At 56.3% G+C, this 12,222-nt stretch carries 12 protein-coding genes and 1 tRNA gene; 5 read left to right on the plus strand and 8 right to left on the minus strand.

Annotated elements, in window-relative coordinates; genetic code table 11:
* Positions 1-4: 4 nt before the first annotated feature.
* On the minus strand, positions 5-1,009 hold the full coding sequence (locus LSG25_RS00250) for a tripartite tricarboxylate transporter substrate binding protein (RefSeq protein ID WP_232742738.1): 1,005 nt from the start codon (positions 1,007-1,009) through the stop codon (positions 5-7).
* A 166-nt stretch (positions 1,010-1,175) separates the two neighbouring features.
* On the opposite strand from LSG25_RS00250, the gene LSG25_RS00255 reads away from it, so the two are divergent.
* The 3 genes from LSG25_RS00255 to LSG25_RS00265 all read left to right on the plus strand — a co-directional run bounded on the left by LSG25_RS00255 (position 1,176) and on the right by LSG25_RS00265 (position 2,820).
* On the plus strand, positions 1,176-2,162 hold the full coding sequence (locus tag LSG25_RS00255) for a LysR family transcriptional regulator (protein WP_232742739.1): 987 nt from the start codon (positions 1,176-1,178) through the stop codon (positions 2,160-2,162).
* A 40-nt stretch (positions 2,163-2,202) separates the two neighbouring features.
* A complete protein-coding gene (locus tag LSG25_RS00260; RefSeq protein WP_232742740.1) occupies positions 2,203-2,655 on the plus strand; it encodes a cytochrome c in 453 nt (150 codons plus the stop codon).
* An 89-nt stretch (positions 2,656-2,744) separates the two neighbouring features.
* Positions 2,745-2,820 (plus strand) — tRNA-Lys (locus LSG25_RS00265).
* Positions 2,821-3,052: 232 nt separating this feature from the next.
* Here the strand turns inward: LSG25_RS00265 and LSG25_RS00270 are convergent.
* Complete coding sequence (locus LSG25_RS00270; protein ID WP_232742741.1) at positions 3,053-3,475, minus strand: RidA family protein; 423 nt, start codon at positions 3,473-3,475, stop codon at positions 3,053-3,055.
* 36 nt (positions 3,476-3,511) lie between these two features.
* On the opposite strand from LSG25_RS00270, the gene LSG25_RS20460 reads away from it, so the two are divergent.
* Together LSG25_RS20460 and LSG25_RS00275 are read left to right on the plus strand one after the other, a co-directional pair.
* Complete coding sequence (locus tag LSG25_RS20460; protein ID WP_370635923.1) at positions 3,512-3,625, plus strand: diguanylate cyclase domain-containing protein; 114 nt, start codon at positions 3,512-3,514, stop codon at positions 3,623-3,625.
* Positions 3,626-3,752: 127 nt separating this feature from the next.
* Entirely contained in the window at positions 3,753-3,917 is a 165-nt protein-coding gene (locus LSG25_RS00275; protein ID WP_232742742.1) for a hypothetical protein, read from the plus strand.
* Positions 3,918-4,019: 102 nt separating this feature from the next.
* On the opposite strand, the gene LSG25_RS00280 is transcribed toward LSG25_RS00275, so the two are convergent.
* The 6 genes from LSG25_RS00280 to LSG25_RS00305 are packed head-to-tail and all read right to left on the minus strand — an operon-like array spanning position 4,020 to position 12,222.
* The gene (locus LSG25_RS00280; RefSeq protein WP_232742743.1) at positions 4,020-4,943 is read right to left on the minus strand and encodes a DMT family transporter; all 924 of its coding nucleotides are present in this window, start codon (positions 4,941-4,943) and stop codon (positions 4,020-4,022) included.
* A gap of 37 nt (positions 4,944-4,980) precedes the next feature.
* Positions 4,981-5,889: an IclR family transcriptional regulator gene (locus LSG25_RS00285; RefSeq protein WP_232742744.1), complete on the minus strand. Its 909-nt coding sequence runs from the start codon at positions 5,887-5,889 to the stop codon at positions 4,981-4,983.
* A 2-nt stretch (positions 5,890-5,891) separates the two neighbouring features.
* The gene (locus LSG25_RS00290; protein WP_232742745.1) at positions 5,892-7,196 is read right to left on the minus strand and encodes an FAD-binding oxidoreductase; all 1,305 of its coding nucleotides are present in this window, start codon (positions 7,194-7,196) and stop codon (positions 5,892-5,894) included.
* Between the two features lie 39 nt (positions 7,197-7,235).
* A complete protein-coding gene (locus LSG25_RS00295; protein WP_232742746.1) occupies positions 7,236-8,948 on the minus strand; it encodes a hydantoinase B/oxoprolinase family protein in 1,713 nt (570 codons plus the stop codon).
* A gap of 17 nt (positions 8,949-8,965) precedes the next feature.
* Positions 8,966-11,032 (minus strand): hydantoinase/oxoprolinase family protein, encoded by a 2,067-nt coding sequence (locus LSG25_RS00300; protein ID WP_232742747.1) that lies wholly within the window; start codon positions 11,030-11,032, stop codon positions 8,966-8,968.
* Positions 11,033-11,088: 56 nt separating this feature from the next.
* Positions 11,089-12,222, minus strand: a complete 1,134-nt coding sequence (locus LSG25_RS00305) for an ABC transporter ATP-binding protein (RefSeq protein ID WP_232742748.1) — start codon at positions 12,220-12,222, stop codon at positions 11,089-11,091.

Below are 12,222 nucleotides of genomic sequence, written 5' to 3' on the forward strand. Positions count from 1 at the left end.
ATGTTCAGTCGAGTGTGATGTTGGCGTGCTTGATGACTTCGCCCCAGCGTTTGTAGTCGTCGTGCACAATTTTGTTGAATTCTTTTGGACCCGCGCCACTGATGTCATTGCCTTGAGATTCGACCATTTTGACGATGGAGGGCGATTTCAAGGCGGTGCGAAACACCGCGGCGATTTTCTCGGCCAATTCAGGAGGCATATTGCCGGGGCCGAACAGGCCCTGCCATCCCACGACATCCAGACCGGGAATGCCTTGCTCGTCAAAGGTAGGTAGATCGGGAAGGACTTTAAGACGGCGAGGGGTTGCCGTCCCCAACAGCTTGACTTTGTGGGCGCGAAAGTTTTCGACGGCGGTGGCGGTGCCGTCGAAATAGACTTGAACTTCGCCGGCAAGAAGGGCGCGGCCGGCATCGGCAGTGCCTTTGTAGGGCACATGAACAATATCGATACCAGCCTGCGTTTTCAGTATCTCACCGTTCAAATGCGAGGTTGAGCCAATACTGTAGGAGCCGAAGTTCAATTTCCCCGGATGTGCCTTGGCGTAGGCGATCATCTCTTTGGTCGTGTTGAAGGGCGCATTCTTGTTCGCTTCCAGAATGGTGGCGGATCGCACGAACTGCTCGATGGGGGTGAAGTCCTTGAAGGGGGAGTACGGCAGTTTTTTGTACAGATGAGGATTTTGCGTATGGGTAACGACGATGGTGTACAGCAGCGTGTAGCCGTCTGGAGCGGCGCGAGCCACATCGGTGGCACCGATGATCGTGCTTGCCCCGGGCTTGTTTTCAACGATAACGGACGATCCCGTCTGTTCCGACACCTTTTGGGCCAGCATGCGCGCCAGTGTGTCTGAACCCGAACCTGCCGGGAACGGCACGATGACTTTGATGGGCCTGCCTGCGGCGGGCCACGATGTTTCTGCTGTTGCCGTTTGCAGGGTCAGGAGGCCCAGGGCGGCCAGGGCACAGCTGATGAAAGTATGTTTTGTCGTATTAAGGAATTTACTATTCATGTCTCCTCCTTGAAGGTAGTAGTGATGCCTGCCGACAGGTCGTGTCATTTTGCATTGTGTCGAGCTGGACAGGTCAGTATCCAACTGATCGGCGAAACAACTTTATTCTTGCGTAAATCTCAAATCAAATGCATATTTATCCTATATTTCATGAGAAAAATACATAATGCTCAGTTTGCGGGCCTTGACACACTTTTCAGCGCTGGTCGAAGAGCGAAATTATTCGCGGGCGGCTTTGCGCCTGCATCTGACGCAATCTGCGCTGAGTCGTAGTATCCAGTCCCTGGAAGATGCACTGGGGCTTAAGCTGGTGGATCGCACATCCAGCGGCATGGCCTTGACCCAAACGGGCCAGATGGTGATGGAATATGCGCGTCGCATTTTGGGAGAGGCCGCCGCGTTGCGACGCGAGGCTGAATTGATCCGCGGCTTTGACACAGGACGTGTGGTGTTTGGAGTCGGCGTTTTTCCTGCGGACGGCTTTCTGTCGCCGCTGCTCATGCAGTTGGCACGCGAGCATCCCGGCCTGAGCGTGCATGTCGAAATCGAAAGCTGGCAGCGATTGCTCGATAAACTGCGGCAAGACAAGCTGGATTTTGTCGTGGCCGTGACGCATAGCCTGCCTCCATCATCCGAGTTCACTGCCAGGCCCCTGCCTCCTCAGCACGGGGGTTTGTTTGTGCGCCGAGGCCATCCGCTGCTCAAGGTGCGCCGAGCTGATTTGCGCGGCATGCTGAACCAGTATCGTCTTGCTGCAACAGATCTGCCGCTGCGCGCGCGCGAGCACCTGGCTCGCTTGTATCGGGTGACAAGCCCTGATCTTTTACCTATAGGTCTGGAGTGCGACAGCGTGGCGACTCTGCGGGATGTGGCGCTGAATAGTGATATGGTGTTATTTTCCACCCACGAAGCCATTCAACACCAGATCGATGCAGGACTGTTGCAGCCATTGCCATTGGCCTATTCCGCGTCCGGCACCTTGACATACAGTATTATTCATCGCGAACGCCGCACCTTGTCTCCGGCCGCGGAAAGAGTCATTGCCTTGATTTATGCTTTGCTGCCGACAGCAGCCGGGCAAAAGGGCGGCGATGCTTCGTCCGAGGAGCTTAGGCAAGCCGTCAAGCATCGGCCCCGCAAGATTATGCAATGATCCATTTTTCCTTTCACTTGTTTGGTATAGGAGATTTCGTATGACACAGAAGCTTGGTTTAATTGCCGTTGCAGCGTTGGTTACAGCCCTATCCACACCTGCCGTGGCGCAATTTTCCAAGAGCAAGGATGCCAGGGAGTATCGCGAATCGGCCATGACATTAATGGGTTCGCATTTCGGGCGCATGGTTCCGGTGGTCAAAGGCCAAATTCCTTACGATAAGCAAAAGATCAAAGAAAATGTGGCCTTGCTGAATATTCTGGTCACTTTGCCCTGGGCGGGGTTTGGTCCCGGCACTGAGGGCGGCGATGCAAAGGACGATATCTGGCTGGATCCCGAAGGTTTCAAGCAGGCGGAAGATAAGCTGCATACCAGTATGAAAAAGCTGACAGCCGCGGCCGATGCGGGAGACTTCGACGCGTTCAGGGTCGCTTTCGGCGATGTGGGTAAAAGCTGCAAGTCCTGCCACGACTCGTATCGCAAGAAAAAATAGCCTGATTTAAAACGATTGCCAGATTTGTAATATAATCTCGGCCTTGACCGGTTTTTATGGTTCTGTAAAGACAGGCATCCGGTCAAATCGGGTTGTTAGCTCAGTTGGTAGAGCAGCGGACTCTTAATCCGTAGGTCGAGCGTTCGAGCCGCTCACAGCCCACCAAGTATCCATGCGGGTTGCGTAGTTTTTACGCAGCCCGCTTTTTCGTCTGTGTGTGACGCGATATGAGATGTTGCCGCATGTCCGGCATTCATCAAGCGCCGATTTTCAGGCGCATGTTGAATAGCCGTCCGGCTATTTGGCCAGTCGCATTGGTAACCACGCCCCGTCAAAACAACACAGCCAGCCCCTCCCGTGAAAAGGCTGGTGGTACTTTTTGCGTTTATGGCTTCTGTCACTGATCGGCGATAACCGCAGTGATATCGACTTCCATTAGCATGCCCGGCCAGGCGAGGCCGTTTACGGCCAATAGTGTATGAGCTGGAATAGTCGGTGAATTCTGAAATGCTTCGCTGCGCGCTCGGTGGTAGTTTGGAAATTCTCGGGTATCCAGCAAATACGCTGTGATCTTGACGACATCCGCCAGTGTTGCTCCATGCTTGGCGAGGACGTGGCTCGCTTTCTCGAAGGCTATCCGCGTCTGACTATACACATCGCCCAGATGCATGATTGTGCCAGCCTTTCCATTACTATCTTCCCCACCAATGCCAGAAAGAAACAATAACTTGCCGGGCCCTTTCACCGTCACGATTTCCGAGAATAGTCCTCGCGACCACTCGGCATAGCTGTAATGTTGCTTTTCAAAGGTTTCGAGCATACTCAGCTCCTTTAATGAAGGTGCAGTTCATCGTCTGTGGCACATGTTGACCCTTCTCAGGGCCACTCATTAGAAACACTGCTGGTGAAAGCCGATCAGGCATTGTATAGAGCCAAAGCGAGTGGGCGTAATTGCGTTGGGTTGGCATAATTGAGGAATCAGTCCCCCATAAATAAACAGATCCCAGGCTTCGAATCGTCTCGTTACCTTTTGCAAGGCATCCGAACGTGTCATTTCGGTAAACTGAAAACAGATAACAACACACAAAGAGGATGTGATGAAACTTTTGCTAATCGCTGTCATGCTGTCGACCTTGTCGGGCTGCGTGGCCTATGAGCGCGGCCATTACCGCGATCATGATGGGTACTATGATCGAAACCCGCACGACAATCGTAATGGCGGTTTCTGTCCCCCGGGGCAGGCCAAAAAAGGGAATTGCTGAGGGTAGCCATTGTTTGGTTTGGACTCTCATCCGAATGCCGCCCGCGAGGCGGCTTTTTTTTTTACGTCTAAGGAAATACACGTCGGATGATGAACTTGCTGCTCAGGGCCGGTGCTTTTTGTCCTGGTGTGGCGTTTCGGCGCGTATCGTGACAAATAAACCAATCATGATCAATATCGCGCTGACAATCAATGCGCGGGACATGGTTTCGTTGAGAAAGACTATGCTTAACCAGAACCCGACAAGCGGAGTCAATAACAAGAATTGCCCGGCCGTAGATACCGCCATGACAGATAGAACTCGGTTCCAGCACCACATTGCGAGCGCGGTGGGCACCACCCAGTTATAGGCGACGATAAGCGATAGCCGGGCAGTGATGTTCATTGCCTCGGTGCGCTCCAGAACGAGGCTCAGCACGGCAATAGGTACGGACGCGACAAGAAGCTGCCATAAGGTCTGCGATACGAAACCCGATGACCAGCGCTTGCGGCGATACAGGCACGAGCCGAACGCCCATGACATCGACCCTGCCAGTATCAAACCACTGCCCAGCACGGCGCCACCTCGATGCCAATCGATAACCAAGGGGTTGAAAAAAACCAGCAGACCCATCAAGCCAATTAGTACTCCCAAGAGCCGCAGGAAATTGATTTTCTCGCCGAGCAAGGCTCGTCCGATGGGGACAGCCCAAAGCGACATGGTGTAAACCAGCAATACAGTTCGTCCGGCTGGCACGCTGCCCATTCCCACTATGGTCAAGCCAAGCATGGCCCCAACTTGGAAGAGGCCGACAATGGCAAGCGGCAGACGCTCTCCGCGAATGGGCAGCAATGGCCCCGTCCGTGATACCAGCAACACCGCGGCCAGCACGGCGGAGGCTCCCCATAGTCGTAGTGCGGTGAAGGCCAATGGTGGCATATCGGACAGTGCCAGCTTCATCAAGGGATAATTTGCCCCCCATGCGAAAACCGTTATGGCCAGCAACAGATACGTGGTCCAGGAAGGGATATCGTCAGTCGATTTCACAAAATCGCCGTATCGATAGTGAGCCGGGCAACCGCCATCAGACGGGCTTGTTGCGTTTGGACCTGGGTGGGTCGGATATTCCGTAGCCGCGATGGAATGGCGCCAATGCGCTGCGGGTAGGCGGCGACGTGGAAATCTTTCGTGCGGCTTCGATAAGCATGGGCGCGCCTTTTTCGCGTAAGGTTTCGAGAGTCCAGCGGCTTGAGGCGACCGAGACATTGATCGCCGCGACAGGGCGCCCGGAAGCATCGAGCAATGGCACGGCGATATTCAGGTCGCCGCGATAGTATTCCTGGTTCGCCCACGCATACCCGTTTTCTCGGGCTTCCAGCACCAAAGCCATCAGCTTCTCGACATCGGTCTTGGTCGTGGGCGTGTATTTGATCCGGTCCGAAGCGTCCAGCATGGCTCGTGCCTCGGCGTCGGGAAGGGCCGACATATATGCGCGGCCCGAAGCGGTGCAAAACATGGGCAGCCTTCTGCCCACAGGCATATGGACGATACTGTGCGTGGGGCTGGGGAATCTGGCGGCGAACACCATTTCCAACCCTTCCGGTTCGGACAGATTTACGGTTTCGCGAATTTTCTGATTCAGCTCGAGCAGGTAGGGATTCGCCCGTTCAACCAGGGGGCTTGCCAATAGGTAGCGGTAGGCGAATCCGAGGGATTTGGGCGCGAGCGAGAATCGCTTGGTCTGCGGATCCTTGCGTAAGTATCCCAAGGCCTCGAGCGTGAATGCCAGCCGCTGCGCAGTGCTTTTTGTAATGCCCACGGCACTGGCGATTTCGGGCAAGTTCATAGAGGGATGCTCGGCGCCGAACGCCTGGAGCACGGCGAACCCTTTTTCCAATGATTGATTGAATAGTGCCGATTCTTTCATATCCAAAGCAGTATCCTCTTTTTGATCGCGGCCTTCTTCGGGCGGGATGATTTCAAATGCATTCATAGCTACTGCTCCAGTTTATCCAGCAGCCAATAATATCCGGCTACCGCCTGCATCCCTGGAATGCGCCAACGATGAAATGGGATAGGTTCGAAACGTGCCGAATTCAAGGGGCCGGCAGCTATGGCTTCACCTTGTACCATGCGTGCGAGCAGCTTGCCGAACAGATTCGTAAGCGCCACTCCGCGGCCGCCATACCCGATCGCGTAAAAAATCCGCTCTTCAAGACTGCCGAAATGAGGGAAATCATCTAATGTCACCGCTACCTTTCCCGACCATCGAAACTCGATGTCCGTCTCGGATAAGGACGGGAAAGTCCTGATGAGCGCTTTATGCAGCCCGCGATAGATATCCGGCGATTCCTTGCCGGTGATATCCCCCCGTCCGCCATAGAGCAGGCGGTTGCCGGGAAGCATGCGGAAATAGTTCACCAGATGACGGGTATCGGTTACCAGGCGGCCTCCGGCCAGAATGCGGCTCGCAAGCTCCGGAGCGAGCGGGGCGGTCGCCAGCACCGATGTGGATACAGGAACGATGCGACGGCTGAGATTGACCCCCAATTGCATCAGGTCGGTATACGCATTGGTCGCAATGACAAGTTTCTTGGCGTGAACACGTCCGGCGGGTGTTGTAAGGATTATGCCCGTGGGCTCGCGCCTGATCGAGTCGACCGGGTTTCCCACATAAATCGGAATTCCTTTTTGGCTCAAGCCCGCGGCCAGCCCGCGGGCATAATTAAGCGGATGAATACCCGCAGATCGGGGATCCAGGTACCCTCCCGGATAAACGGAAGTGCCGACCTGTTCGCGCATTTGCTCACGATCGAGCATCGATGCGGCGTTGTCTTTTCTATTCCGACTCAGCCAATCGACATCGGCTTGAAGCATCGCCAGATTCTTGCGTCCGTTGGCTGCCGTGATGTGGCCGTAGCGGGCAAAGTCGCAGTCTATGCCGTATTCGCGAACGATGGATTCAAGAGTGTCGACGGCTTCGAGCACAAGCTGATACAGCCGCATCGCGACCTCGTCGCCGAATTGCGCAACCAGCGTGGAATAGCCATTTTTATAGCGCAGCACCGCCATTCCGCCGTTTCGGCCGCTGGCGCCCCAGCCGACATCGTTGGCCTCGATGACCACGCAATCGACACCGGATTTGGAAAGGTGATGAGCCGTCGAAAGTCCACTGTATCCACCCCCGATAATGGCGACTTCGGTTTCGACATCTCCCTTTAGCAAGGGGAGTTCCGGGCGCCGATTGGCTGTGGCGGCCCAAACCGAGTCGGGGTGGTTGATGAGTTTCGCGGCGTCCAATTATGCTCTCCAGTTTCGGTTGAGACGGTGTCTTTGGGCCTAAGACTGTGTGGCCCGATAGATCTCATCGGCCATGTCCTGGCTGATTTTTCCATCGTTTATATCGGCCTGGACTTTTTGCCGGTCACGGGCCATGGCATCGCCGTATCCACCTCCGCCCGCCGTTTCTATGATCAGCCGGTCGCCTTTGCACAACAGGGTAACCACCTTCGATGGAATGACTTCCTGGCTGCCGTCGGCGCGATGGATTACCGAACGCGCCATTGCGCCATTGCCGCCTCCGTCGATCCCCAAGGGGGCGCTGAAATGTCGTTCGCCGCGGTGCGACAAGGAAATTTCGCCGTCAAGTACTTCATATTCGCGCACGACACCCAATCCTCCGCGGAAAAGCCCGGGTCCGCCGGATCCACTGCGCAGCGCAACCCGATGCACTCGCATTGGAGCTTCCATTTCAATGGCTTCAGCCGGTATGTTCATGCAGTTGGTTGCATCGGTCTCGATTACATCGACTCCGTCGCGATCCATGCAGGCGCCGCTACCTCCCGCTATCGTTTCACCAATGATGAATTTCTCGCCGCTCGGTTTGCGGCCACCGAAGGCCATGACCAGCAGCTCGCCGGCCGAAGCCGCCGGCACCGTCCCGGGCATGACGGGAGCGAGCGCGCCCAGCATGCAGCCGGCAATGCGCTTAATGGTCGCGGTACGTGCATTCACCGGAGCGGGCTCCACCGGGTTGACCAGGCTACCGGGTGGCAGATGCAACGATATTGGCCGAAAACAACCTCCATTGTTCGGTATGGTCGAGTCTGTGAGGGCCCGCACTGCATAGCATGCCGCGGCAAGCGTGCCGGACCGCACGCAGTTCATCGGCCCTTTTACTTGCGGGCTGGTCCCTTCGAAGTCGAATCCGATATTGCCGTCCTTGACGGTAACGGTCACTTCGATGCGAATCTGCTTGTCCAGTTCGATACCGTCGTTGTCGAGGTAGTCGACATAATGGTATGAGCCCGCAGGTATAGCCAGCAAGGCTTTGCGGGTCATGATTTCCGAGCGCGTCAACAAATCGTGGAAAATGCGCTCGAGATGGCCCGCGCCGTAGACGTCGGCGAGCTCGGCGACACGCCGGGCACCCACGTTGCAGGCGGCGATTTCGGCGTTCAGGTCGCCCATGAAGGCATCTGGCGTGCGTACGTTTTGTCGCAGCATTTTCACCAGTGTGTCGTTATAAGCGCCCGCCACGCGCAATTTCAGAGGCGGGATGCGGATTCCTTCCTGATAAATTTCAGTGGCATTGGTCGGAACCGAGCCGGCCGTCATGCCGCCCACATCGCCGTGATGCGTCATGGCGCCGCTCAACGCAATGACGCGGCCGCGATGGAAGACCGGCGCCACAACAGCGATGTCAGGGAGATGGGTTCCGCCACAATAAGGATCGTTGATGATATAACTGTCGTTTTCCTGCATGGTTGCCACCGGATAAGCCTCGATAATGGCGGCGACGGCTGGAATAAGCGTGGCCAGATGAATTGGAATCGCACAGGCCTGGGCGAGCGTCGTGCCGTCCGGAGTGAACAGGCTGGCCGAGGCATCCAGCCCTTCTTTGACAATGGGTGAAAACGAACTCTTCAGTAGCGTCATTTCCATTTCATTGGCAATACCTTCCAGCTTGTTGCGCACGACTTCAACTGTAATGGGGTCCAGGTCCGCGGGACCGGCCGCAGGTATTTCCCGGTGCTTGGCGTTCATATCCATGTCACGCTCCTTGAAAATCAAACTGTAGTGATTAAAAGATTGCCGCCCTCGACCACCCGCGCCTGCCAGCCAGGTTCCACGACGATGGTCGTGTCGGTTTGCTCGATGATGGCGGGACCCTGGATCAGGGCGCCAGGTGCCAGCGCTTCGCGCTCGAATACCTGCGCATCGACATAGCCATCGGTACTCACCATGATTTTGCGGTTGTTCTTGCGGGCTTGCATGCTGTTATGCCGATACGCCGGAGATGGGCTTTCGGCATGGGCAAAAGCCTGATGTATCGTGCGCAGATTGACGATCTGGGCGGGGAAATCGGTGCTGTGACCATAAACCCGGTTGTGTGCCGCGAGAAAGTCTGTACGCAAGCGGCCGATGGGATCCGCGTCATCCGTATCGATTGGTATCTCAAGATAATAAGATTGGCCCACATAGCACACATCGGCAAAATGGAAAATCTTCACCTTGCTGCGCTCTATGCCCTCGGCGGCCATCAGGCCAAGGCATTCCTCATCCAGATTGCGACATGCCGCTTTCATTGGCTCAAGAGCCCGCGCTTCGAGCGGATACGGAAACGAAATGGCCATTTCGTGTTCGACCGGAGCATCGAGCAGCCCTGCCGCCGATAGCACGCCTGGATGCAGCGGCACGATGATGCGGCGCATGCCAAGTTCACGTGCGAGTGCATTGGCGTGTATGGGACCTCCTCCGCCCAGGGGCAGCAGCGCGAACTGGCGCGGGTCGACTCCTCGTCCTACAGATACCAGCCGGATTCCTTCGGCCATATTGGAGTTGACAACGCGGTGGATGCCGAAGGCGGCCTGCTCGACCGACATTCCCAAAGGTTTTGCGATGGATTGTTCGATAACCCGCCAGGCCAGTTCAGGTTCGAGCTTGAGCATGCCTCCTGCGAAATAATCGGGATTCACGTAGCCGAGCACCACCGAGGCGTCCGTCACTGTTGGCTTGTCGCCTCCGCGTCCGTAACAGGCCGGCCCCGGTTCGGATCCCGCCGAGAGGGGGCCGACCTTGAGGCCGCCGGCCCCATCGATCCAGGCTATGCTTCCGCCGCCGGCACCAATCGCATTGACGTCGACCATCGGCACTCGGACTGCGTAAGTATCGATGATGCCCTCGGCGGCGATCATGGGCTTGCCCTGGCTGATCAGCGCGATGTCGGAGCTGGTCCCGCCGATATCGACTGTAATGACATCGTCGATGTGAGCCTCTTGCCCGACCATGCGCCCGCCGATCACGCCTGCGGCCGGCCCGGATAGAAACAAGCGCACCGGACGTCGCCTGGCAACGTGGGATGAGGCTATTCCACCGCGCGATTGCATCAATTGCAGAGGAGCGTTGACTCCGATCTTTATCAGATCGCGTTCCATCTCGGCGAGATAACGGTCCACGCCCGGCTTGATGTAGGCATCGAACGCCGTGATGCATGTGCGTTCATATTCGCGAAATGCCGGATCCACTTCGCTGGAAATAGAGACCATGATGTCTGGCGCAATTTCATGGATAATTTCGCGGGTGCGCAACTCATGGGCCGGATTCAGGAAGGAGAACAAATAAGAGACGGCAATCGCTTGAACCCCCGCATGCAATAGTTCTTGCACCGCCATTCGGACCGATTCCTCATCGAGTGCGGTCAATATGTCGCCGCTTGCGGTGATTCGTTCACGCACTTCTTTGCGCAATGCTCCCGGAACCAGGAATACGGGCGTTTGCGGCACGAGTGCCAGGTCGTACATGGCGTGCCGGTTCTGCCGGCCAATTTCGATCACGTCCTTGAATCCCTGTGTGGCCAGCAGGCCGAGTTTTGCCCCCTTGCGTTCCAGGACGGCATTGGTCGCGGCGGTCGTACCGTGCACAAAGCGGGCGATTTGCCCGGGCTGCACACCCCATTCCCGCATCATGTATTCGACGGCGTGGCGCACCCCGGCACTGGGGTTGGCGCGGGTGGTCGGGATCTTGACCAAACGCACTTCCGCATCGGCGCTGCGGCACACCACATCGGTAAATGTGCCTCCGATATCCACTCCGATTTCATAGAGGGCACTGTTCTGTTGTCTGGTGTCGGTCATGATGTACTGTCTCTCTCTTTGCGTGTTTGCCGATTTTTAAAAGATATTTGCGCTTGTCAGTTTCCAGGTAGGGGGAAAACCAGCATGTCGGCGGCATTCCATCCCATTTTCACGGCGCTGCCGGGCATGGCCTGGATTACGCCTTTGCAACTGCGGTTCTGGGATGCGACAGTGAAGTCTCCACAGGCGGATTGAAGGAAAACCATGCTTTTCTCTCCGGTGAAAATCACTTCGGACACCCGCCCATCAAGCAGGCCGGTATAGCCGTTGATATGCGATCCCTCCGGTACCAGTTCAATTTTTTCCGGCCTCAGCACCACCAGAACTGGATCTCCCACCTCGATGTCCGGGTTGTCCCTGGCCAGGCAGGCCTCCTCGCGGCCTTCGATGCGTATCAGCGCGCAGCCATTCTCGCGTCCGATCATGTTCCCTGGCATGCGATTCGTTTTACCGATGAATTCGGCCACAAAAAGCGTTGCCGGTCTGCCATAGATTGCCTGCGGGGTATCGAATTGCTCGACTCGCCCGTTATTCATCACGGCAATCCGGTCGGCCATGGCCATGGCCTCGTGCTGGTCATGCGTTACGAAAATCGTGGTAATCCGCAGGCGCCGCTGCAATTGCCGCAATTCGATCTGCATGGATTCGCGCAGCTTGGCATCCAGAGCGCTGAACGGCTCGTCGAGCAATAATGCGGTCGGGTTGGTGACAATGGCGCGCGCCAGCGCGATGCGTTGTTGCTGGCCGCCGGAAAGTTGGGCAGGAAACCGTTCGGCGAGATGACGCATCTGTACCAGGTCAAGCGCGCCCTCGACCTGAGGCGCTATCTGCCGCTTGGGTGTGCCGTGCATCTTCAAGCCGAATGCAACGTTCTGCCATACGGTCAAGTGAGGAAACAAGGCATAGCTTTGAAACACCATGCCCAGATCGCGTTTATGAATAGCTTGTTTCAAGACCGAGGCATCATCGATACGAATGTCTCCGGCCGAGGGCGTCACCAAGCCGGCTATGCTCCTGAGCACGGTTGTTTTGCCGCAGCCGGATGGCCCCAGCAAGGCAACGAATTCGCCAGGCTGTACCTCGAGATTCATATCCGACACAACCGTTTGTGATTGGTAGGATTTTTCCAGCCCGATAATGGCCAGATGCCCTCTGTGCCGCGGTGACTCATGCAGGTTCCGATCAGTCAT

The sequence above is a fragment of the Paralcaligenes sp. KSB-10 genome, from assembly GCF_021266465.1.
In the GTDB taxonomy this organism is placed as follows: Bacteria; Pseudomonadota; Gammaproteobacteria; order Burkholderiales; family Burkholderiaceae_B.